This window comes from Rhodococcus sp. LW-XY12 (genome assembly GCF_019317345.1).
GTDB classification, from domain to species: domain Bacteria; phylum Actinomycetota; class Actinomycetes; order Mycobacteriales; family Mycobacteriaceae; genus Rhodococcus; species Rhodococcus pyridinivorans.
This window is the reverse complement of the sequence record NZ_CP079225.1, coordinates 5,018,881-5,041,342: the sequence shown is the minus strand read 5'-3', so window position 1 is coordinate 5,041,342 and position 22,462 is coordinate 5,018,881. Positions and strand designations below refer to the sequence as shown.

Genomic DNA, 22,462 nt, shown 5'->3' with positions numbered 1-22,462 from the left:
CTTGTGAGATACGACCTCGACGCTGACCTCGCAGCGATCGATGCCCAGGAGCACGAAGAGTCAGCGCTCGCACTGCTCCGGACCCGGGTCACGATCCACGACCGAGACCTCGAACTCGTCGGTGACGTCGAGGGGGAGTACGACGCCGACTGGGAAACGATGTGCAACGAGGTCGGCGAGGCCTCGGTCGCGCTCGACGGCGATGACGATCTCGCGCAGTGGGCCATCGACGCTCAGCATCTCGAGCAGGACATGTACCTGGTGTTTCGGGCGCCGTGGAAGAAGGCGGCCTTCAAAGTCTTCGACATCGAGTACGACGAGGACGAGCACGGCAACGCGATCGTCCGGTTGATGGCCCGTCACATCCTCGACGAGATGAAGCACCTGCAGTGCTGGCCCAATACCTTCGCTCCGCTGGCAGTGCAGGCACCGAAGGTCGACTTCCAGTGGGGCAACTCGATCAAGGTGATCAAGGGCTACGCCCACCGGAACCTGCTGCGCGAGCAACATCCCGGGTGGATCCCTGGATTCGACATTTGGGATGCGTCGAACTGGCGGGCCAACTTCGACAACGCCAAGTGGCCGATGGTGATGGTCCCGTACATCGAATCGCGGGACGGTGTCGGGCCGTGGTGTGCGCTTGGTTCCCGCATGGACGACTTCTGGGAACTCGTCCACCCGACGCTCGAGGACGGCGGCCTGCAGCTGACCGCCGACCTGTGGGAGCCGGGGGACCCGCAGCCGTGCCCGTCGCACTTCATTCTCGACCGGCCGACGATGGTGTTCGACGTCAAGAAGCGCGCCACGATCCCGGGTATCACCGGGACCATCCTCGACCCGATCCGGGATCTGCTGCGCATCTTCGGATCCGACGGCACTTCCGACACGGTCACGATCGCTGATCCGAACGACGACCCGGACAATGCAGATCCGAACGGTCCGTGGGTGATCTTCCGTCGCGGTCAGCACCGTGGTCTGAAGTCGAAGATGGTGATCCACAAGCCGATCGAGCACACGATCATGACCGGCGGGAAGTCGCCGGATGCGATCAACCAGGGCGCGAAGCTGCTCTCGAACATTCTGCTCGGGTTGCTCGGCACACTCATCGGCATGCCATGGCTGACCCTCGGCATCTTCGACAAGGCAGTCGAGGACGTCATCCTGGCGTGGGCGAGCCTGACCAACTACCAGCGCAAAGCCAACATGGGCCGGTTCGCGCACAAGTCCGGATTCGAGGCCGGCGGCGGTATCGCGGTGTCCCCGTCCGGTCTGCAAACCATCCGTGTCGGGCTGCACAAGGCTCGCGGCTATGTCAGCTTCGCCTCCGAGGTCGACGACGCGAACCCGTATCGAGTGGGCCTGCACATCGACGATGGACTGCGCGCCGGATTCGAGATCGGTGACCGGATCTGGCTCTCCCACATCGCCTCGGTGCGCCAGTCCTGGTCGCGGGACAACCCGGACCAGCCCTGGGAGATCAACGTCGGCGACTACCGATCCGACGAACTTGCCGGAACGCGAGCACTGCGCGGACTCGAAGCGATCAGCGGCGCGCTGCGCCAGCACTCGAGCGCCATCTAGACCAGGAGGTCGAAGTGACACCCGAAGAACTACAGAGGGCACTACCCGAGGGGATGCACCCGTACGCGTACGTGTTCATGCATCCCCCCACGAACGGGGAGATGTCGCCACCGGCGACGTTCGATCCGAACGAGATCAACTCGCTCGCCAAGCACATCGAGAACCTCGGGTTCCGCCCGGTCGAGGAATCACGCAGTCGCTATGACCCGCCGATCACCGGGCCGATCCATCCGCACAACCCGGGCCAGTGGAACTCGACGAAGCGGCCGGCGCCGAACCGTCCGGACCCGTACGCGCACATCCGCGCTCAGCTCGCTGAGCTGCCGGCCTCCGCGATCGCCGAGATACTCGAGGACCCCCGCGGCGAGGCGAGCACCGCGTCAGGAGAAGACGGATGAGCAAACGCGACGAGTACGCCCGCGAAATCCTGCGTGCCGGAATCGATCTCGGTGTCACCCCGAAGGGCATCGTCATCGCGTTCGCGACGGTGTCCGTCGAATGCGACTGGATCATGCATGCCAACCGCGCCGATCCGGAGTCACTGAAGTTCCCGCACGAGCGGATCGGCAGTGACAGCAAGTCGAGTGGCCTGTTCCAGCAGCAACCCCCGTGGTGGGGCACCGTCGCCGACCGCATGGATCCGTACCGGTCGGCGGTCATGTTCTTCGAGGCACTGAAGAAGCTGGACTACAACGACGAGGGCCGAAGCCCCGGCTGGTATGCGCAGGCCGTGCAGCGTTCGTCATTCCCCGATCGCTACGACACCCGCATCGCCGAGGCACTCGAACTCTACGAGCGCCTCGCCGGTGACATCCCCGAACCCGCGGAAGGACAACCTGTGCCCGCGTACACCATGAACGAGATCGACCTGACCGGGTCGCACGCCAGCCACAGCGGACGCAACGGCGCGAAACCGTGGCTGTTCGTCCTCCACACCCAGGAAGGCGGAGGCAACGCCGAAGGCCTGCACAACTACTTCAAGCGCGCTCCGGTGTCGTATCACTACACCGTCGACAACGGCACGCTCATCGGCTCGGTGGACACCGACCGGGCATCGTGGTCGGTACTCGACGCGAACCCGTACACGATCAACCTGTGCTTCGCCGGATCCCGGGCCGCACAGTCCCGCGAGGAATGGATCGGCAAGTTCGGCAACGCCATCGACCTCGCTGCCCAGGTCGCGGTGCGCGACTGCCTCAAGTACGGCATCGACCCCCGCGTCCTCGCCCAGGACTACGCCGCGATCGGCCGGCGGACGCAGGGCATCTGCGACCACTCCGGCATCACCTTCGGGCTGAAGATCGGCGACCACACCGACGTCGGCAAGAACTTCCCGTGGGACGTGTTCACCGACCGGGTGAACCACTGGCTGCACGGCAGCGGATCGGCCACCCCGCCCGCACCCGTGGGCAACGCCATCGACGCCGAGGCCGAGGTCGCGAAGGACTGGATCGGTAAGCGCCTCACCGACGGTGAGGGCGACGCGATCGGCGGCGGCAAGTACGCGCACTTCGAGAACGGCTCGATCTACTGGCACCCCACCACCGGGGCCTGGGCGATCCCCGCCGCGATCATGGAGCCCTACGCGGCGCTGCGGTGGGAGCAGTCCTACGTCGGCTTCCCGGTCGGCCGGCACACCGTGCTGGACGAGGGCGTGGTCCAGGGATTCCAGGGTGGCGCCATCTACCGGAAGAACGGCTACGGCGGTCACGTCGTGACCGGCATGATCCGCGCCTACTGGGACCGCTCGGGCTACGAGAATGGCCGCTTCGGCTGGCCCGTATCCGACGAAATCTGGGCGGACGAGAAGGGCACCGTCCGCTATCAGAACTTCGAAGGCGGGCGCATCACGTGGTCCTCGGACGGCGTGGTCGGCACGCACGAGCGGCCCGGCTTCGACGCCATCACCATCGAGGAGAACTGACCATGTCGGACAACGTCGTGGACATCATCGCCCGGAACGTCATCGAGAAGGTGGGCGACGAGATCGAACAGCGTGCTCAGGCCGCGGTTCGAATCGTAGTCGAGCAAGCGAAGGAAGACCTCACCGAGATCGTTGGCGCTGCCACCCCGCGCCCCGTACCCCCAGTGACTCCGGTGATTGTCGGCGCCGGTGGAAGTGGCGGAGGAGGTGGCGCCGGCGGCGCGTCGTTGTGGCCGTCATTCGCTACCGAATCGGCGCCCGCGAAGGTGGACGCGAAGACCGACGCAAAAGACCGTGCATGGCGCACCCTTGCACAGGGCCTCTTCGTCACAGTGCTCGTTGCGATCATCACCGCCTTCGGCACCGCAGTGGCCGCACCCGAGTTCGACCTGCTCACCTGGGACTCGTGGCGTGCAGCCGCAACCGCCAGCGGGACCGCGGCAGTCATGGCCGTGACTGCCTACGTGCAGCGGCTGCTCAGCCCGCCGAAGTCCACCGGGACCCGCTGATGCTGGGCGCCCGGCTCACAGCGGCAGCGGGCGGAATGATGAACTGCACCCTCGGCGTCCTGTACCTGATGCCCGAACAACTGGTGCGCCGGCCACTGCAGCCAGGTCAGGTCTCCGCCGTCGTCCTGATCGAATCCGTAGGCCCCTCGTGGACCATCCTGTTCGTCGCTTCCGGACTCGCACTTCTCGTCGCGGCCAACCGACGCCGGGGATTCGTTGCCGCCCACAACGCTTCGGTGTTCGTGTGGCTGTTCTACGGCGGCGCCGTGTTGTTCTCGGCGATCCTCACGGAGCCGCCGGTCCCGATCGTTACTGGAACGCTCGCCGGATTCATCGCGCTCATGCATGCGTGCATCGCTCGGGGATGTGCCGAGCGAGGATTGAGGTGAGTGTGGATCCCAGCCTGATTGCCGGCCTCGCCGGTCTGATCACTGCAGTAGGCGGCACGATCACCGCCGTCCTCGGCACCCGGTCGAAGGTCAAGCTCGACGACATCGCCCAGCTGCAACGCAAACTCGACCGAGCCGAAGAAGAACTGGCGGAAGTCAAGGCGGAGCGCGACGCAGCCCTTGCCCAGGCCCGCACAGCCCATAGTGCGCACGTCGCGCAGTTGCAGACCGAGCACGATGCCGAGATCGCTCGCATCCGAGGACGAGTTGACACATTGCAGGAACAGCTCGAAGCACGCGACCGGCAACTGAACAAGGTCGACCGCCGCGTCCTCGTGATGCGCGGCTACATCGGCAAATTGTCCCGGGTGGTGCTCGATCTCGGCGGCGTCGTCCCGGACCGGCCCCGCGAAATGGACTGAGAGGAGGCGCTGATGACCTCACCTGACGGATTCGTCCCCGGAGGCCCCAACACCGGCTGGGGCGACATGTCCGAGATGGCCGAGGAATTCGTCGAGCAAGGGCTCCTCGGCTGGATACTTGGGCTGATCGGCGGCGCCATCGCGGCGATCCTTGGAGGATTCGCCTCGGTCGTTGACGCGATCTTCGGAACCGTCGACGACAACTACATCCGCGACATGCCCACCATCAACGATCACTCCCGCTCCATTGAAGAGCTGCGCGAGGCGTACGACCAGCTTGTCCTACAGGGCGTCGCGATCGTCTTCGAGTCCAACAACACCTACTACCCACCCGAAGGCATCACCAGCCTTGACGTCATCATTCTCGGCGCCGGCGGTGGAGCGGGCGCAGGGAAGTGGGATCTGACCGTGAACCGTTCCGGCGGGGGAGGCGGTGGAGGCGGTGGGGAAGTGCACACCACCATCACCGCGGCCTTGCTCGAGCGGAACGCGGAAGACACGGCTTATAAAGGCATCCCGATCACGATCGGAGCACCCGGCATCGGAGGAACATCTTCTGAACAGTCCGGAAGCGGCGGAGGAAACACAAGTTTCGGTGGCTACCTCACCGCCGGAGGCGGCAACGGAGGCGGGGGCGGACGAACCGCCGACGGCGGTCTAGGAGGAACCGGAGGCGCAGGGATGATCCCCGGCGGCACAGGAGGCCAAGGTTCCCCACTCGGAGGATGGGCGCAGCCGGCTAAACCCGGCGGGAATTCCACCAGCGCTTACTCCCTCCATGGGGGTGGCGGAGGCGGCGGAGGAGGCGCCTGCGCATCCACCGGAGCAGGTATTGGGGGAAACGGCGGAATCGGAGGCGTGTCTCCCGGCGGTTACGGCGGAGCAAGCACCCGGGACGGAAGCCCGCCCGCGGCCGTGGTCGCAACCGGCGGCGGGGGAGGCGGAGGCTCATCGTCCAACGATTTACGTGGCGGCGCCGGCGCGTACCCGTCCGGGGGTGGCGGAGGCGGCTACGGGGGAGGCACCACTATGACCGCCGGCGGAGACGGCGGAGCGGGCCGCCTGTATGTGATCGAACGAAGAAGCTGACATGCCCTCGAGCTCACGCATCCTCGTCTTCGACACCCCGGGCGTTTTCCAGTGGATTCCAGGCCCGCACGTCTACGCGTTCGAGCCGATCGTCAAGGCAGCTGGGGGCGGCGGAGCCTCTGGCATGTCGCACACCACCACGACCTCGAGACTGTGCGGACCAGGAGGTGGCGGCGGCGCCATCGCGGTCGGTGACCGCCGACTCAGTGCCCTCGACTTCCTACGCGGCGTTGAGATCACCGTCGGAGCAGGAGGCGCCGGAGGATCAGCACCGGCCGCCGTGAACGGGGCCTGGAACCCCGGTACATCAGGCGGATTCTCCGCATTCGGTGACGTACTCCGAGCCGAAGGCGGATTCGGCGGCGGCTGGGCACTCGGCATCGACCAGCCGGACATCTCCTTCGGCGGAGACGGCGGCCATGCCATTCTTCGCGGCGGCAAAGGTGGAAGCTTCGTCACCGACCCGGGAATAACCCATTCGGGGATTGTGCGACTCCTCGCAGCCGGCGGCGGGGGTGGCCGAGGATCCGGCTATAACTCGTCCGGCGAAGTCCGCACCGCAACAAACGGCGGAAGTTCCGGCCCCAACAATATCGGCGCGGGCTGGCGAACACTACTCGGCCCCACACACACCGCAGGACACGGCGGCTCAGGAGCATTCTTCGCGGGCGCTGGCTACGACGGCCAATTCCCATGCGGAGGAGGCGGCGGAGGCGCCGGCGGAAACCCTGGCACCCCCGGCGGCCGTGGCGGAGACGGGCAGGTCGTTGTCATCGAATACATACGAGAACCAGAGGTGTAAGCAGTGCCTACCGCAACCATCATCGAAACCGGACTCACCAACTGGCCGTCGCCGGATGCTACTCGGTACCAACTCGATCCTCCGGTCGATGGTGTCGACCAGGTCGTGGTGTGGGTGTCGAAAGCGCAGCCGCACCTCCCCGCGCGCGCCGTCGCGGTACCGGTCGGCGAGCAGCAACCTTCGTCACTGAAGCCAATCGTCGAGTACGCGCATCCCGCGGGACCGAACCATTCGGGCGCGCTGTGGCTGCTCGGTGGTTACGACATCGTCGAACCCGAGCTGGAACCGGAACCTGAGTCGGAAGGGAGGACAGCATGACGCGCATCACCGGCACTGTCGTCGACATCGCAGACCGTACCGCCGACGGCATCCTCACAGTCTCCGCACCCGCTCTCCGGCACAGTTCCGACGGCAAGGTCATCGACCGCATCCGCGTTGACATCGACATCAGCGCCGGCGTCATCGCCGCCAACACCCTCGACCCGGGCCCGGCGAAGCTCGTCCTCGAAACCGGTGGTGGGTGGCAGGAGTTCGATGTCAACATCCCGGACGTCCCCGAGATCGACCTGTACGAGCTGGTGAGCGACTACGTGCGCTACACCCCACCGGTGGTCGGTGCAGCGCAGAAAGCTCTCGCCGACGCACTCGCCGCCGCGAAGCGCGCGGAGGCTGCAGCGGCGTCTGCGAACCTGCTGCCGGACGGCGGCACGGACGGTCAGATCCTCGCCAAGTCCGGTACCGGCCTGGCATGGATCGATCCACCCACCGGCGGCGGAAGCACCAGCGACGGACCACTTGCCATCGCCTCCGCCGCATACCGATCGACAGCGCTGACAGCCAAGGCCGGGACCGGGCAGCTGCGCATCCTGACGCTCGGCGACTCGACCTGCGACGGCTACGCCGGCGGTCTGTCCGGCGGTCCGACCAAGTGGTCGGGCACCTGGCCGAACCTGCTCGGCGCGAAGCTGCGGCAGTCGTGGGGGCTGCCCGCCGGTGGCGCGGGCTGGATTCCGCTGCAGAGCGCTGGGGAACAGACCCAGTACAGCTACCCGCTGCCGTCCCTCGACTCCGGCAACTGGTCCCCGATCGTCGGCGACACCGGCATCGACGGCTCACAGTGGATGATCCCCCCGGCCGAAGGCGGGCACGTCATCCGTATCCCTCTTGAGGCTGGCACCACCTCGGTCGACGTTCTGTCGACCGCGACGGGGCAGTACTGGGTGGGGCTGACCCGCCCGGACGACACTGAAGAATGGGCCGAGCACAGTGCCGATGTCATCGGGCACACGAGGGCGACGAGTCCGGGTGATCCTGTTCGGGTCGAGTCGTTCGGCGCCGGCTGGCAGGGTCTCGGCGCCGTCGCCTACTCCGGCGACGAGACCCGTGGGGTCGCCACCTACAACTGGGGCGTTGCCGGTATCTCCGCCGACGAGGTCGCGACTCGCCTGGTGAAGGAGGAAGCGCAGGACACTCTCGCCGACATCGCTCCGCAGGTGGCGCTTGTGTGCCTGGGGTCGAACGACTTCAGTGCCGGACGCACGGTCGCGCAACTGCGCACCTCGCTCGGCACGATCTACGCATCGTTGCGTGCGGCATCGCCGGGTGTGGTGGTCGTGTTCGTGGTGCGGGATCTGCCGGACGCCGGATGGGATGAGTTCGCCGATGCGATCGTCGCGGAAGCGGCGGTGCTCGGTGCGCACGCGTTGGATCTGCGGGCGGCCGTTCCGGCGTCTACTGCTGGTGCGTATCTCGCGGACGGGGTGCATCTGACCGTCGCCGGAAACGATCGGTTCGCGGACGCGGTCGCGGACTTCATGCGGGTCGGGGTAGCGGCCGGCGGCACCGGTGTCGGCGGCATCTTCCTCGACTCCGACGGCGTGCCCTACTTCGATACCTCGGCCACCGGTGGTGGCTCGATTGCTCTGGACGTCGACGGCGTCCCCTACGTGACGGGAGTCTGATCCATGACATCACCAGGTACTCGGCCGGCGTCACAGCGCCTGGTCACCGAGGAGACCGTCGACGACCACATCACACGGGTCGGGAACGCCACTTATGTGCGTACCGCAGCGGCCCGCTCGAAGCTGCCCATCGCCGTGTTCGGCACTTCGCTGACGGACGGTAAGAACGGCCTCAATGCGGGCGAGGAATGGGCGGCGCTTCTCGCAACCAGACTCGGTGTGACCGTGCAGAACAACGGCATCTCGGGATCGAAGGTCACCGAGATCCTGGCCGCTCAGGAGGCGGCCAACGTATTCGACCAGATACAGATCATCGAGATGGGCGCTAATGACATCCCGCTGATCGAAAACGGCGAGACCAGCGTGCAGGCCATCACGGCCGGATACGGCACCGCCGTGTCGCGCCTGACGCCGGTCCGCCCTCGCTTCCTGGTGTGGGGTCCGCTCGACCGGGGTGCCGGGGAGGGCGCATCGACCCCACGTGGAAAATGGATTCGGGAGATAGAGGCGCGGCTCGCTCAGTCGTTCGGTCCCGCGTTCGTCAACGTCCGAAAGTACATTTCCGAGAACGGTCTCGCCGACGCAGGCATCGCGCCGACCACGCAGGACACGGCCGATATGGCGGCAGGGGCGATTCCACGGTCGTTGCGCTTCCCCGACAGCATCCACATGAACGCCGCTGGTCACGCCGTACAGGCGCGATTGTTCGAGCGGGTGTTGCGCGATCTGGCATGGGAAACGTATGCGCCGATGAAGGTGCCCGATCCGATGGTGACCAACGGGTCGCTGATGCTCATCGACCCGACCAATCCCCAGGAGTCGTGGCCGGCCGGCGTTCCGGCGAACAACGACTATCTGCCGAACCTCGCTGCGGCGAAGGCCGGAGCGATCGTGTCCGGCGAGGTGCGTCCGCAGTGGAAGGTCGGCGCGTTGCAGTCGCCGACGAACTCGATTTTCGAGCGGTCCGCGAAGGGTGGCCTGCACGGTATCGTCTCGCAGGCTCTCACTGCGTCGACGGACGGTCAGGGCGCATCCCTCGAGTTGCCGGCGTCGATCGTGTCGTACATCGCGGCGAACCCGAACAACGATTACTACGTGAGCCTCTGGTCGCGGACTACGCGAATCTCGGGCGCTACGGCGAACTGGCCGTTCGTGGCGGGCATCGCCGTGGCGACAGCAGCGGACACCGACTATCTACAGTACTGGCGCACGAACATCGCGCGGCCGTCTGCGGTGCCGTCGATGATCAACCGGCGTGAACCTACTACGCCCGATCAGGTGGGGCCGAGCCTCCGGAATGTGGCAACCACCCAGGTCACGAACCCGAACTCGGCAACAGTTCAGATCAACAAAGCAGTAGCGGCGCAGTGGGGCACCACGGGCATCGACACCTACAGCGGGGCGGATCACACGAAGATGCCGTCATTCGTGTTCTACCGCTTCTACCTCGAGGATCTGACCGTGTCGGGGCGCACGTATTCGAGCGTGGACGCGCTCGACAAGCGGCTCTATGACGCTCAGGTCGCTGGCAGTGGTGGCCGGTACAACGGGGACACCACTCCGACGGCACCGTCGGCGCTGCCCTGACCCGCTCGTAACGCATCCCGCGATGACAGTTACAGGGCGCCTTGAGCGATGAAGTGTCGGTGGCCTTCGCTAGCCTGGCGACCGCCTTCCCCGAGGCACGCGTCCAAGACGCAGATGCACCCCACCTCTTCGGAGGTGGGGTGCTTTCGTCGTCTTACCTCCGCGGGGCGAATGTGAGATCTGTCGCTACGATTCGCGAATGGCAGACACGCGTAAAGTTCTCGATTCGGTCACACTGCGCTTCGATGGGGACGAGAAGTCGGGTACCGACCTCCACGAACTGCGGGCAGCGGATGTCGCGCAGGTACTTCAAGGGTTGGCAAGCTTTGTCAGCGACTTCGACAAAGCTGGCGCCTTCCACGACGAGGGGCCCGCCGACTCTGTGATGTTGGTGCGGCCCCCGCAGGAGGGTTCGTTCATCATTGAAGCGATCCGTATGGCGGGTGAGAACTGGGAAGGTGTCGCTGCGGTGACTGGCATCCCGTCGGTGGCTACCCTCATCAGTTTGGCTACCAAGTCGATGCGAGCCGAGGTTCAGGACTTCGAGCACCTCGAGAACGGCAACGTCAAGATCATGTGGCAGGACGACACTGTCCAGGAGGTCTCGAGGCCGGTCTGGGAGGAGCTGAACAAGCGCAAGCATCGCCGCAAGAAGCAGTTGAGGGAGATCATGGCGCCTCTGGGTGATGATCGGGTGTCGACACTCGATGTCAGCGGAGCACCGTCGAGCGAGGACGAGCAGACGCCTCCCTCCGATGAGTTTGTCCTCACGCGCGCCGATTTCGACAGTGTTGCGCCGACCGACGAGGTCGAGGAGTCGGAGGAGACGTTTGAGGTTGACGGGCAGATGCAGGCGATCGACTTCGGTGACCCGACGAGGTGGAAGGTGAGGGCGGCCGGTCAGACACGGAAGGCTACAGTCGATGACGCGGATTTCCTTCGACGTGTTGCTGAAGGACTCGCGATCAGCAGCAGCGACATCTTTCAGCTGCGGATCCGCGCCGATAAAATCGTGAAGAACGGGCGCACACGTACTACATGGACTGTACTGAAGGTTGAGAACCATAGGAGGAGGGCAGGTGACGGCACCTCTTAAGCCACAGTCGCGGCGCCGCCTCGACGTCTTCAGCCTCGTTCTGATGGTGATCGGGCTGCTGTTCGGCACCATCTCGTACGTCCTGGTCACGTACTCCGATACCAATGTCTTGGTCATCGTTCCGTCCGTCGTCGCGGTCACCATCGGTGCGATGAATCTTGTCAAGCACGAGGCCCCACGCGATGGGCGCCACATGTCGAGTAAGTAAGACAGCACCCGCGATAGCGGTTACAAGGTTGCTCTCAGGAACCGCGGGTAGCTTCCGGAAGCGTCAAACAAGATCGGCCCCGAACCGGTGATTCGAGCACCGGCCGGGGCCTTGCCACCACGCCACCCGTAATGGAGTGATGACCGTGCATGACGCTACCCCGACAGAGGTTCTCCCGCCCCGCTCGATGACCAAGCACGACCTGCTGGTGGCGGGATTCCTAGCTCGCTACACCGGACAGTCCTTCACCGCCTACGAGACCGACATGCGCCTGTGGTTCCAGTGGTGTCGCGGCTACGGCCTCGACCCGATCTTCGGCATCGAACGCGCGCACATCGAGCTCTGGGCGCGCTACCTCGAGATCGAACGCGGCAACGCGCCGGCGACCGTGCACCGTCGCCTGGTGTGCCTGCGCGTGTTCTTCTGGCTCATGCAGGAAGACGGCCTCATCCCGAAGTCCCCGGCGGTCAACGTGAAGATGCCTCGGTGGACGACGGACCTGACGAAGAAGATCGGACTCGAGCGGCAGGACTTCCAGTCGCTGATGTTCACGGCGCGGCAGTCCACGCCGGCCGATGAGGCTCTCGTCGCGATGCTCGGTCTGCTCGGTCTCCGTGTCTCGGAAGCCTGCTCGATCAACGTCGAGGACTTCCAGGACACCGAACGCGGACACCGCGTCGTGCGCTTCACCGGCAAGGGCACCAAGTCCGCTTCGATCCCGCTACCCGTTCCGGTGCTGCGCTCGATGGAGCGCGCCGCCGGCGAACGTCGTCGCGGTCCGCTGCTGTTGCGACGCGACGGCTCGCGTATGACGCGACGATCCGCGGATCGTGTCGTGAAGCGTCTCGCGCGACACGCTGGGATCGCCAAGCCTGTCTCGTGTCACACGTTGCGACACACCTTCGTTGTCGCGGCCCTGGATGCGAAGGTTCCTTTGCGACAGGTGCAGCTCGCAGCGCGACACTCCGACATCCGGCAGACCTTGGCTTACGACCGCGGCCGGGTCAGTCTCGACAACCATGCCGCGTACGTCGTGTCGACGTTCATGGCCGCGTAGCGCCTGCGACAGCAAAGCGCCCCACCTCTTTCGAGGTGGGGCGCTTTCGTCGCGTCAGGAGGTCCACTGGTCGGCGCACTCCTGCGTCCAGCCAGTGGTGCCGTCGGTGAACTGCGTCGTGCCGGTCTGCGACACCGACGGATCCATGCAGTAGTCGATGACCTTCCCGACGAGCGGCTGCGGATCACCGATCGGAGCTCCGGTGTACCCGACGGGCGGCTGCTCGGCGGCCGGCGCTTCAACGGCCGGTGCAGACACCTCCTCCGACGTGGTGGTGGGCGCGTTGTCCGCGGCCGCTTCGTCTAGCTGCTCTTCCGGAAGAGTCCATTCGATGCGGATGTCGTTGCCACCCTGGGTTGTGTGGTAGCCGATGGACCGGGACGCGTTGGGCACGTCGAGCGTGACTCGTCCGTCCGCTGATGAGTTCGGCGGCAGGTCTATGAATGCCCCGCTACCTCCGCCAGTGCACGGCGTCGCGTCCGACGTATCGGTGTTCTTCGCGATCTTGCCGTTCTCGTCCACATAGTAGAAGTCGGACTGCCACAGCCACTCCGGGATGGACTCTGGTCCGACCGCGATGGTCGCACGGAACGACTGCTTCGTCACCTCACCAGGCAGCGTGGTGTTCTCGGCGCATTCGTCGGTGGACAGCGACGTGTCGGACACCTCGAGTACCGTGACGCCGTTCTGCACCACGGTGGCCGTCTCACCGAGTGCGACCTCAACTGCGCCGCGGACGTTGAGGTCGGGTGTCTCGCTGCCGACCTCAACGGAGCCGGAAGCCGTAGTGCTCGTCTCGGGCTCATCGGCGGTGTCGGAGCTGCCGCACGCGGCGAGTAGGAGAGCGACGGATCCGAGGGCGGATGCAGCGCGGAGTTTCACAGGGCGTGCCTTCCAGGTTGGTTTCGAGTCCCGGATGACAGTAGTGCCGAGGACGTGAAAGTGACGGACATTGTCGCGTCGCGGTCCCGATTGTGTGCGGGACCGCGACGGGTTCGGGTCAGACTGCGACTGTCTCGCGATGGGGTAAAAGTCAATCCTTGAGGTAGCGCGCGTTCTGCTCGTCCTCTCGCGTGGGGATTGGCGTTTTCGCCGCCACGGCCGATCGCCGCTTCGCTACAAGCAGGTACCACACCGCCCCGCAACCCACGAGTATCCACACGAGGGTACCGACGACAGGGTCGTACGCCATGCCGTCCCTCACACCCATCGTCACGCCGCCGAGTATGCCCAGAGCTGCCAATACGATCAGGAGCCAGGCGGCCCCCACCTTCAATTTCGGTAGATTCATCTCGGTGCTTCCTGATTAGCTGCCACGTCGGCGCATGTCCGCTTCATGCCCGGATCATCCTCTTCGGGGCGTTCAGTGTTACGGCGTCGGGGCCCGCACACCAGCGGGGCCCCGACGGGTGCGGTCAGACTGCGACTGTCTCGCGTTGGAGTGTCTCGCGGCTCGCGGTGACCCACCGTTGCACCTTGTCTTTTGAGACACCGAGCTCTGCTGCGACGTCGCGCCGCGTTCGGCCCTCTGCGACGAGCTGCAGCGCGCGACGCTTGACCGCGTCGTCTGTATCGGACATCGGTGCGACGGTGGGTGTCGTTCGCGGTGCGACGATTGTGGTCTCGCGTTGTGGTGCTGCTGGTCGTGTCGCGACCGGTTGTGTCGCAGCAGGTCGCGGCGTTGTCGCGGACGCGACACGGAGCCGGGTTACTGGCCGCGGTGTCGCGTCCTGCTCGCTTTCGTTGGTGACTGTCGCGCGGATCGGTTCGGGCCCGGTGTCGCAGACCGGTGCTGTCGCGGTGTCGCTGTCCTGTCGCGCGAGCAGGATTGTCAGGTGCACGGCGGCGAGCGTGACGAGCGGTGGGATGACGGCGATGCCGACACCGATCGGGGATTCGGTGAGCTGCCAGGCGTGGATGCCGTTGCCTGCGACAGAGACGATGGTGCCCGCGACGAGCAGCGCCCACGAGTACGCCCGTGCGACGCGGTGTCGTGCGACGGCGGCTGCGACGGTCGCGACAACGACCAGGCCGTCGACTGCGACGGGGATCATCCACGCCTGATCGGCCGGCACCTTGTAGTCGACGGCGAGTTCGGCGATCGAGGTGAAGGAACGCCAGAAGCTGGTGACCGCGACGGCGACGGCCGCGACAGCGGCGAGTGTGACCGCGATGGTGGCGCGCGTCGGAAGGTGCTTGCGGATCTCAGTCACTGGGTGTCTCCGTTCGCGTTCTCAAGAAGGCGTGCAGCAGCAAGGCGGTGTGCGGCGTCGCTGATAAGTTCCCAGGAAGCTGTTTCGACCTCCCCGATGTAGACCTCGGGGCCGTGCTGGCCGGTCATGTCGACGCGAATGAAATCGTTCAGCCCGAGGTATCGCTGTCCGTCGTCGTCCTCGTCGGTCGCTTCGGGAAGATCTACGACGACGTAGCGGTCGAGAATCGCGTCGATGACGGCACGCACAACGGTGACGGTGTCGTCGGAGTCGGTTTCGGCAATGACTCGCGCAGCGAACATGTGGAGGGTGTTGGGGGCGATCATGCGGTTCTCCCGGTGATGTCGTAGATGCCGGCGCACAGCGTGGTGAACGCGTCGCGGTATGCGTCGGCGAAGGTGTCGACGCCGTCCTCGAGCAGGCGGTTGTGGGCGGTGTCGATGAGGATCTGGGCTTCGGAGACGAGCTCGATGAGCGCGCGGTCGTTGGTTCGCATCACGCGACTCCTCGGCATTCGCAGCGAGCGATCGGATCGCGATCCTCATTCTCGATCCAGCCGTTCACACATCCACCGCAGTACGGAATCGCAGTGCTCTGTGCGGTGCCGCTTCCGGAGGACATTGCCTTCCAGAGGCGTATCCAGCCCTGCGCGTACAAGGTCGGGTTGTCGTCGCGATGCATGGACTTTGCGCGGTCAGCCAGCGCCTGGATGCCGTGCCGGTCGATGAGTTCGAGGATCTGGGCCTTCTGCTCGGGCTTGACGTGTTCGAACGATCCAGGCAGTCCGGCATCAGCGCATGCCTTGATGAGCAAGGCGTAGTTGGTATCGAGCCTCTCCAATTCCTTGCGGGCATCTTCCGACAACGACACGGTTACTCCCGCGAGAGTGGCACGTGACGTGTCTGCCTGGCTGGTGTTGTTGTTGGTTTCAGTACTTAGTGATCCGGACTTTGTAAAAGCACCCGTTCGTCCGTCTCGCGGCTGACCGGGATTCGATTTCCTGGTCTTCGGCTCAGGATGCGGGTTTCCGCTGGTGGCAGGCTCTTCATAGACAGTTTGGATGGTTGCCCACTGGCCCAGTTCGTTTTGGATCTTCTCGCGAACAAGGTAGCCCTGCTCTTCGAGTTCACGCATCGCCGTACGTACAGCTGTGCGGCCTTCGCTTGGGGACTGTGCGGCGATCGCTTCGGATCGAATGGACCAGTCAGCTGGCTTGGACAGCAGCCAAACGAGGATCCCGCGTGCACGAAACGACAGGTTTTCATCGTTGAGTACACGGTTGGACATGACGGTGTAATTGTCAGCAAGTCTCGGTCCGCGACGTATTCCGCCCGGGGTGTGAGCACGGGTATGCTGGGACATGTTCGACTCCCTTTCAGTCGGACATCCAGCCCGTTCGCGACTGCCATCGCGGCGGGCTTCTTTTTCTTTATCCCCGGTATTGAACCGTGAACACCCCGATGGGATCCGGTTCGATGCGCGACCGCATCGCCCAGACCGCCGAGAGCAACCCCCGGCTCGGCGGCATGACCATGCCCTTCCTGAACAAGTACATGGCCGAGGCGGACGAGATCGCGAACATGGTCGCCTCGCGTCCGACGAGTCCGTCTTCGTCACCACCCAGAGCTTCGCGATCGACGGTGGTGCTCAGTACTTCTGAGCGCCGATGTGCTCCTCGTGGGCGTGGATCGGTCCGCGTGTCTCCGCGAGGCGGCCGCCGCCCCCGCCCCAGCGCAGCGCGATGATCTCCGCGGCGATCGACACCGCGGTCTCCTCCGGGGTGCGGGCCCCGAGATCCAGACCGATCGGCGACGACAGGCGCGCCAGTTCCTCCTCGGTCAGTCCCGTCTCCCGCAGACGCTCCATCCGGTCGTCGTGTGTGCGGCGCGACCCCATCGCCCCGACGTAGGCCACGTCGAGCCGTAGGGCGACTTCGAGGAGCGGCACGTCGAACTTCGGGTCGTGGGTGAGTACCGTGATGACGGTGCGGGCGTCCACACGTCCGGCCTCGGCCTCGGCCGCGAGATAGCGGTGCGGCCAGTCGACGATCACCTCGTGGGCGCCGGGGAAGCGGGCCTCGGTGGCGAACACCCCGCGCGCGTCGCACACCGTCACCGTGTAGCCCAGGAACGAGCCGAGCCGGGCCATCGCCGACGCGAAGTCGATCGCCCCGAACACGATCAGCCGCGGCGGGGGCTGGAAGACGTTGACGAACACCGACATCCCCTCGCCGCGACGCTCACCGTCGGTGCCGTAGTGAAGGGTGCCCGAGCGTCCCACCTCGAGCAGGCCGCGCGCGTCGTCGACGACGGCGTCGTACATGCGGGACGAGGCGAGCTGTCCGTCGGCGCGGTCGCGCCACACGACCATCCGTCGTCCCCGTAACGCCGGGTCGGGATGGGCGGTGACGGTCGCGAGCGCGACGGGTTCGCCCGCGCGGACGGAGTCGAGCAGGTCGGTGAAGGCGGGGAAGGACGCGGCGTCGATCCGTTCGACGAAGACGTCGATGATGCCGCCACAGGTCAGGCCGACGGAGAACGCGTCGTCGTCGGAGACCCCGTAGCGTTGCAGCACCGGCTGCCCGCTGTCGATGACCGACCGGCCGAGTTCGTAGACGTCGCCTTCGACGCACCCGCCCGAGACGCTGCCGGTGACGGTGCCGTCCTGCGCGACCAGCATCGATGCACCCGGCCCCCGGGGCGCCGAACGGAAAGTCGAGACCACGGTGCCTACCGCGACGGCCTCCCCGTCCCGGTACCGCCGGTCGAGCTCGTCCAGAATTTCACGCACGCCGAACCTCCTCGAGAAGTTCTTCCAGTGTCGCAAGGCTGTGTCCCGCGAGCAGACGATCGATGTGCGGCAGGGCCGCGGAGATACCCGACTGGATCGGTTCGTATCCGGCGCCGCCGGCGTGCGGGTTCACCCACAGCACGCGGTGCGCGAGGCGATGCAGCTGCGCCATGCGTTCCCCGAGCTGCGAGGTGTCGCCGCGCTCCCAGCCGTCGGAGAAGATCACCACCACCGCGCCGCGCGCGAAACCTCTGCGCCCCCAGCGGTCCAGGAACGCGCCGAGCGTGTCGCCGAGACGTGTCCCGCCCGCCCAGTCCGGTACCGCACGCGAGGCCCCGGCGAGCGCGATCTGCGGGTCGCGGGCACGCAGCGCACGCGACAGGCGGGTCAGCCGCGTGCCGAGGGAGAACACCTCGGTGGACGACGGCGCGGCACGCGTGACGACGTGCGCGAACCGCAGGAGCGCGTCGGCGTAGGGACTCATCGAGCCGGACACGTCGATCAGCAACACCACCCGGCGCGGTCTCGTCGCTCGTGCCCGGTGCCGCGGCCGGACGGGTTCGCCTCCGCCCGCCAGCATGTCGCGCAGGGTGTGCCGCGGGTCCACCGGCCCGCGGCGGGAGGGCTTCGACCGCAATCCCCGACGCGTCGGGGGTCGGGGCTGCAACCGCGCGAGCAGTTCGGCGAGGTGAGCGCGTTCGGCGGTCGTCAATTCGGCCACGTCGCGGTGCCGGAGGACGTCGGTGTCGTCCGCCGCGACCTGCAGGCGTGGCGCGTCGTCACCGGAATCACCCTCGGCGCCCTCGCTGCGGGACAGCGCGGCGATCCGTGCGGTGCGGGTGCGTTGCCCGTGGGTACGCGAGCCGGTGGGGACGGTGTCGCCGAACCAGTGGACGAAGACCACGTCGTAGCGGGGCGTGTCGTCCGGTGTGCGGCACAGCGTGGCGCGGCCTGCCCAATAGACCTGCACGGGATCCCCGACGTCGACGTGTGCGAGGGCGTCGAGATAGGTGGCGGTGGCGTCGAGGGCGACGGGCAGACCGGCGGCGGCGAGGGCGCGGCAGAAGCCGGCCAACCCGGCGACCGGTCCGGGGGCGGTCGTCATCCGGCCCTCGAGAGGTCGAGTCCGGCGCGGGTGACCCGGTCGATGTCCTCGCGGTACTTCAGTACGGCACCGAGTGTCGCCGCAGCGGTCGCTGCGTCGAGGACGTCGCGGTCGAGGGCGACCAGTGCGCGCGCCCAGTCGAGGGATTCGGCGATCCCCGGTGGCTTCAGGAGGTCCTGTTCGCGGAACGAGCGCACCGCGCGGGCGATCTGTTCGGCGAGCGGGTGCCCCAGACCGGGCAGCCGCCGCTGCAGGATCGCGACCTCGCGTTCGAGATCGGGATGTTCCACCCAGTGGTACAGACAGCGGCGCTTGAGTGCGTCGTGCACCTCGCGGGTCCGATTGGAGGTGAGCACCACCAGCGGTGGGACCTCCGCGCGGATCTCGCCCAATTCGGGGATCGTCACCGCGTTCTCGTCGAGCAACTGGAGCAGGAAGGCCTCGAACTCGTCGTCGGCGCGGTCGATTTCGTCGACGAGCAGCACGCATGGTGAGTCGGTGAGCGCCTGCAGCAACGGGCGGACGAGGAGATAGCGCTCCGTGTAGAGGGAACGCTCGGCGGTGTCCGCATCGAGCACACCGTCGCTCGCCGCTTCGAGCGAGCGCAGATGGAGCAACTGCCGGGGAAAATCCCAGTCGTAGAGGGCCTGCGAGGCGTCGATGCCCTCGTGGCACTGCAACCGGACCATCGGCAGATCCAGGGCCTGAGCGAGAGCCGCTGCGAGCGAAGTCTTCCCGGTTCCGGGTTCGCCTTCGCAGAAGAGCGGCCGGCCCATACGCATCGCAAGGAAGACGACGGTCGCCAGTCCGTCGTCGGCGAGATATCCCGTGGTCTCGAGAGCAGCCGAGAGTTTCTCGGGTGAATCGATACGTGTTGCGTCGCCGGTCATGAAGCGAGCCTAGATGCTCACCCGCCTCCCGACCGGCGACTGCGGCAACTATCGGATCAACCGTCGGCGTGCGCGAGCGGCGCGAACTCGCCGGAGAACAGTGTTGCGCATCCGGGGCACAACGTCGTGGGATGGATGGCCCAGCCGTTCATCTGGGCATAGAGCTCTGCCTGCAGTTTGCTCTGTGCGGCAGTGCGGTAGCAGTGATCGCAATGGTCGCAACGGAAGACCCACCGGCCACCGGAGATCGGGTCGCGGTGCGGCGTCATGTCCACCTCGATATCAACAACTCGGTATCCGCGAATCGATGTCGTGGAATGGTCGGATCGTGCCGGTTCCTCTCAGGGAACCGACTTACCCATGACGCGGGCCCACCATCCGTCCAGCGGGCTCGGATCGGGCCAGCGGATCGTGTCGTCTGCGATGTGATTGGGCCGGGATGCCATGTCCTGCTGTCTCTGTCCGGTATTCGGTGAATCGTGCTGTGCATTGCGCACCGAGGTCACCCCTTATTGCTATCGGTGCGTCATTGGCGGACGCACTCCTACGCACCTCTGAGGCGTTCTTGAATCTTAGCCCGGTTCTACTGAACCGGCCCGGTCTTTCTGCTGTTTGCACAGGTAGAGGAGGTCTAGGAAGTATGCGGCGGGGGAGGGGGTCTGCTGTCCAGGGTGGAGCGCAGACGGTCGTTGTCCTCCTTGAGGGCCGCGTTGTTCGCCTCGAGTTCGAGGATCCGGGCGATTCCGGCGATATTGATTCCGGAGCCCACCAGTTCGACGATCCGTTGGACGATCTCGAGATCGTTGTCGCTGTAGCGGCGCGTCCCACCCGCTGTGCGTGCGGGGTTCAGCAACCCTCGGCGTTCGTACAGGCGCAAGGTCTGCGGGTCGAGTCCCGACAGTTCGGCGGCCACCGAGATGCCGTAGACCCCGCGCCGGGCGCGTAACGGATCTGGCGTCATCGTTTCCTCCGGAGTCGGTCTTCTCGGGTCGCGCTGCGGTCACCCGCGACTTGACCGAACCTTACCACAGGTCCATAATAAATCTGTGTCTACGGACACAGGTAATCGACAAAGTGTGGCCGCCACGAACGGCCGGACAGTCGGAGGTGACAGACCGATGTTGATGCGCACCGACCCCTTCCGCGATATCGATCGCTTCACGCAGCAGGTGCTCGGCACCATGGCACGGCCCGCGGTGATGCCGCTCGATGCATGGCGAGAAGGCGACCGTTTCGTCGCCGAGTTCGATCTCCCGGGCGTCGACGCCGACTCGATCGACCTCGATGTCGAACGCAACGTGCTCACCGTGCGCGCGGAACGTCCGGAAGTCGACCGGGACAAGGAATTCGTCTCGACCGAGAGGCCGCGAGGCATCTTCACTCGTAGGCTGTTCCTCGGTGACACCCTCGACACCGATCGGATCGAAGCGCAGTACCGCGGTGGTGTTCTACGCGTGACGATTCCGGTCGCAGAGAAGGCGAAGCCCCGCAAGATCTCGGTGATCGACGCGGAGACGAACGGCCAGGCCGCGATCGAGAAGTGAACCGCTACGGCGAACCGGGCCCGGGATGATTCCCGGGCCCGGTTCGGCTGCGTCCACTACGGTTTCAGGCAGATCTTGATGGCGCCGTCCTGCTTCTTCTGGAAGATCTCGTACGCGTGCGGTGCGTCGTCGAGCGGGAGGCGGTGGGTCGCGAAGTCGTCGACCCCCAGCGGATCCTCGTCGGTCAGCAGCGGCAGGATCTCCGGGACCCAGTTCAACACGTTGGCCTGACCCATGTGGAGACGGATCTGCTTGTCGAACAGGGTGAGCATCGGCATCGGATCCGCCGCCCCGCCGTACACACCGCTCAACGAGATCGCGCCACCACGCCGCACGACGTCGATCGCGGTGTACAGCGCGTGGAGACGGTCCACTCCGGCCTTCTCCATGAACGGCTCGGCGATCGCCGACGGCAGGAAGCCGGCGGCACTCTGGGCGAGCTTCGCGACGGGCGAGCCGTGCGCCTCCATACCCACGGCGTCGATCACCGAATCGGTGCCGCGCCCGTTCGTCATGTCACGGATCATGTCGCCGGGATTGTTGTCGACCTCGCGCAGATCGACGACCTCGATGCCGCGGGAGGCCGCGCGGGCCAGTCGCTCGGGGACCATGTCCACGCCGATCACGCGGGCACCCTTGTGCACCGCGATGCGGGCGGCCATCTCTCCGATGGGGCCGAGGCCGAGCACCGTGACACTTCCGCCGTCGGGGATCTCCGCGTACTCGACGGCCTGCCACGCGGTGGGCAGCACGTCGGAAAGGTAGACGAAACGGTCGTCGGCCGGCCCTTCCGGGACCTTGATGTGGGTGGCGTCGGCATGGGGGACGCGCAGATACTCGGCCTGCCCGCCGGGCACGCTGCCGTAGAGCTTCGAGTAGCCGAACAGTGCGGCGCCGGTGCCCTCCTCACGGACCTGCGTGGTCTCGCACTGCGAATGCAGGCCGTGGGAACACATGAAGCACTGGCCGCAACACACCTGGAAGGGGATCACCACCCGGTCGCCGGGCTTCAGCTTCGTGACGCCGGAGCCGACCTCCTCGACGATGCCCATCGGTTCGTGACCGAGAATGTCGCCGGGAGTCATGAAGGCTCCCAACACCTCGTACAGGTGCAGGTCGGAGCCGCAGATGTTGGTGGTGGTGACGCGGATGACGGCGTCACCGGCCTCCTGGATCGTCGGATCGGGCACCGTATCGACGCTCACGTTGCGGCGCCCTTGCCATGTCACTGCCTTCATGTCGCTCCTCGGTTCCTCGGGTGCAGGAATGTCGGGCCGTGCCCGGCACGTGTCCCT

27 protein-coding genes are annotated in these 22,462 nt (G+C 66.0%); 15 read left to right on the top strand and 12 right to left on the bottom strand.

The features are described from left to right. Window positions 1-3 precede the first annotated feature (3 nt). The 14 genes from KXC42_RS23280 to KXC42_RS23215 all read left to right on the top strand — a co-directional run bounded on the left by KXC42_RS23280 (window position 4) and on the right by KXC42_RS23215 (window position 12,625). Entirely contained in the window at window positions 4-1,581 is a 1,578-nt protein-coding gene (locus KXC42_RS23280) for a hypothetical protein (RefSeq protein WP_219129654.1), read from the top strand. A gap of 14 nt (window positions 1,582-1,595) precedes the next feature. Beyond that, entirely contained in the window at window positions 1,596-1,979 is a 384-nt protein-coding gene (locus KXC42_RS23275) for a hypothetical protein (protein ID WP_219129653.1), read from the top strand. Further along, window positions 1,976-3,505: an N-acetylmuramoyl-L-alanine amidase gene (locus KXC42_RS23270; protein WP_257605933.1), complete on the top strand. Its 1,530-nt coding sequence runs from the start codon at window positions 1,976-1,978 to the stop codon at window positions 3,503-3,505. The genes KXC42_RS23275 and KXC42_RS23270 overlap by 4 nt, the downstream gene beginning before the upstream one ends. Before the next feature lie 17 nt (window positions 3,506-3,522). Beyond that, complete coding sequence (locus KXC42_RS23265; protein ID WP_219129652.1) at window positions 3,523-4,014, top strand: hypothetical protein; 492 nt, start codon at window positions 3,523-3,525, stop codon at window positions 4,012-4,014. Then, window positions 4,014-4,403: a hypothetical protein gene (locus KXC42_RS23260; RefSeq protein WP_219129651.1), complete on the top strand. Its 390-nt coding sequence runs from the start codon at window positions 4,014-4,016 to the stop codon at window positions 4,401-4,403. Before KXC42_RS23265 ends, KXC42_RS23260 begins: the two co-directional genes overlap by 1 nt. Next, the gene (locus KXC42_RS23255) at window positions 4,400-4,825 is read left to right on the top strand and encodes a hypothetical protein (RefSeq protein ID WP_219129650.1); all 426 of its coding nucleotides are present in this window, start codon (window positions 4,400-4,402) and stop codon (window positions 4,823-4,825) included. The genes KXC42_RS23260 and KXC42_RS23255 overlap by 4 nt, the downstream gene beginning before the upstream one ends. 12 nt (window positions 4,826-4,837) lie before the next feature. Further along, entirely contained in the window at window positions 4,838-5,914 is a 1,077-nt protein-coding gene (locus tag KXC42_RS23250) for a glycine-rich domain-containing protein (protein WP_219129649.1), read from the top strand. A gap of 1 nt (window position 5,915) precedes the next feature. Further along, window positions 5,916-6,716 carry a glycine-rich domain-containing protein gene (locus tag KXC42_RS27835; protein WP_373922173.1) on the top strand — a complete coding sequence of 267 codons (801 nt, stop codon included), beginning with the start codon at window positions 5,916-5,918 and terminating at the stop codon, window positions 6,714-6,716. Between the two features lie 3 nt (window positions 6,717-6,719). Beyond that, the gene (locus KXC42_RS23240; RefSeq protein WP_071935911.1) at window positions 6,720-7,034 is read left to right on the top strand and encodes a hypothetical protein; all 315 of its coding nucleotides are present in this window, start codon (window positions 6,720-6,722) and stop codon (window positions 7,032-7,034) included. Next, window positions 7,031-8,677, top strand: a complete 1,647-nt coding sequence (locus KXC42_RS23235) for an SGNH/GDSL hydrolase family protein (protein WP_071935910.1) — start codon at window positions 7,031-7,033, stop codon at window positions 8,675-8,677. The genes KXC42_RS23240 and KXC42_RS23235 overlap by 4 nt, the downstream gene beginning before the upstream one ends. 3 nt (window positions 8,678-8,680) lie before the next feature. Further along, entirely contained in the window at window positions 8,681-10,264 is a 1,584-nt protein-coding gene (locus KXC42_RS23230; protein WP_219129648.1) for an SGNH/GDSL hydrolase family protein, read from the top strand. A gap of 199 nt (window positions 10,265-10,463) precedes the next feature. Continuing rightward, window positions 10,464-11,360, top strand: a complete 897-nt coding sequence (locus tag KXC42_RS23225) for a hypothetical protein (RefSeq protein WP_071935908.1) — start codon at window positions 10,464-10,466, stop codon at window positions 11,358-11,360. After that, window positions 11,344-11,568 (top strand): hypothetical protein, encoded by a 225-nt coding sequence (locus KXC42_RS23220; RefSeq protein WP_156895272.1) that lies wholly within the window; start codon window positions 11,344-11,346, stop codon window positions 11,566-11,568. The genes KXC42_RS23225 and KXC42_RS23220 overlap by 17 nt, the downstream gene beginning before the upstream one ends. Window positions 11,569-11,707: 139 nt before the next feature. Then, entirely contained in the window at window positions 11,708-12,625 is a 918-nt protein-coding gene (locus tag KXC42_RS23215) for a tyrosine-type recombinase/integrase (RefSeq protein ID WP_083543686.1), read from the top strand. Between the two features lie 54 nt (window positions 12,626-12,679). Here the strand turns inward: KXC42_RS23215 and KXC42_RS23210 are convergent, their stop codons facing one another. The 11 genes from KXC42_RS23210 to KXC42_RS23160 form a co-directional block, all read right to left on the bottom strand. Continuing rightward, window positions 12,680-13,507, bottom strand: coding sequence for an acyltransferase (locus tag KXC42_RS23210; protein WP_071935906.1), 828 nt, complete (start codon window positions 13,505-13,507; stop codon window positions 12,680-12,682). A gap of 151 nt (window positions 13,508-13,658) precedes the next feature. Further along, window positions 13,659-13,916 (bottom strand): hypothetical protein, encoded by a 258-nt coding sequence (locus KXC42_RS23205; RefSeq protein ID WP_156895271.1) that lies wholly within the window; start codon window positions 13,914-13,916, stop codon window positions 13,659-13,661. Between the two features lie 124 nt (window positions 13,917-14,040). Beyond that, window positions 14,041-14,838 carry a helix-turn-helix domain-containing protein gene (locus KXC42_RS23200; RefSeq protein ID WP_219129647.1) on the bottom strand — a complete coding sequence of 266 codons (798 nt, stop codon included), beginning with the start codon at window positions 14,836-14,838 and terminating at the stop codon, window positions 14,041-14,043. Beyond that, entirely contained in the window at window positions 14,835-15,164 is a 330-nt protein-coding gene (locus KXC42_RS23195; protein WP_071935903.1) for a hypothetical protein, read from the bottom strand. Before KXC42_RS23195 ends, KXC42_RS23200 begins: the two co-directional genes overlap by 4 nt. After that, entirely contained in the window at window positions 15,161-15,334 is a 174-nt protein-coding gene (locus tag KXC42_RS23190; protein ID WP_156895270.1) for a hypothetical protein, read from the bottom strand. Before KXC42_RS23190 ends, KXC42_RS23195 begins: the two co-directional genes overlap by 4 nt. Continuing rightward, on the bottom strand, window positions 15,334-16,125 hold the full coding sequence (locus tag KXC42_RS23185) for a replication protein (RefSeq protein ID WP_232237996.1): 792 nt from the start codon (window positions 16,123-16,125) through the stop codon (window positions 15,334-15,336). Before KXC42_RS23185 ends, KXC42_RS23190 begins: the two co-directional genes overlap by 1 nt. A 360-nt stretch (window positions 16,126-16,485) precedes the next feature. Continuing rightward, a complete protein-coding gene (locus tag KXC42_RS23180) occupies window positions 16,486-17,628 on the bottom strand; it encodes an XdhC/CoxI family protein (RefSeq protein WP_006550767.1) in 1,143 nt (380 codons plus the stop codon). Next, window positions 17,621-18,733, bottom strand: a complete 1,113-nt coding sequence (locus KXC42_RS23175; RefSeq protein WP_219129646.1) for a VWA domain-containing protein — start codon at window positions 18,731-18,733, stop codon at window positions 17,621-17,623. The genes KXC42_RS23180 and KXC42_RS23175 overlap by 8 nt, the downstream gene beginning before the upstream one ends. Next, entirely contained in the window at window positions 18,730-19,623 is an 894-nt protein-coding gene (locus KXC42_RS23170) for a MoxR family ATPase (RefSeq protein WP_006550765.1), read from the bottom strand. The genes KXC42_RS23175 and KXC42_RS23170 overlap by 4 nt, the downstream gene beginning before the upstream one ends. A gap of 56 nt (window positions 19,624-19,679) precedes the next feature. Further along, a complete protein-coding gene (locus KXC42_RS23165; RefSeq protein WP_219129645.1) occupies window positions 19,680-19,892 on the bottom strand; it encodes a hypothetical protein in 213 nt (70 codons plus the stop codon). 362 nt (window positions 19,893-20,254) lie between these two features. Next, window positions 20,255-20,584 (bottom strand): helix-turn-helix transcriptional regulator, encoded by a 330-nt coding sequence (locus tag KXC42_RS23160; protein ID WP_006550764.1) that lies wholly within the window; start codon window positions 20,582-20,584, stop codon window positions 20,255-20,257. A gap of 157 nt (window positions 20,585-20,741) precedes the next feature. Between KXC42_RS23160 and KXC42_RS23155 the strand changes: the two genes are divergently transcribed. Next, a complete protein-coding gene (locus KXC42_RS23155; RefSeq protein WP_019290579.1) occupies window positions 20,742-21,167 on the top strand; it encodes an Hsp20/alpha crystallin family protein in 426 nt (141 codons plus the stop codon). Between the two features lie 56 nt (window positions 21,168-21,223). On the opposite strand, the gene KXC42_RS23150 is transcribed toward KXC42_RS23155, so the two are convergent. After that, on the bottom strand, window positions 21,224-22,405 hold the full coding sequence (locus KXC42_RS23150; RefSeq protein WP_019290580.1) for a zinc-dependent alcohol dehydrogenase: 1,182 nt from the start codon (window positions 22,403-22,405) through the stop codon (window positions 21,224-21,226). Between the last annotated feature and the right edge of the window lie 57 nt (window positions 22,406-22,462).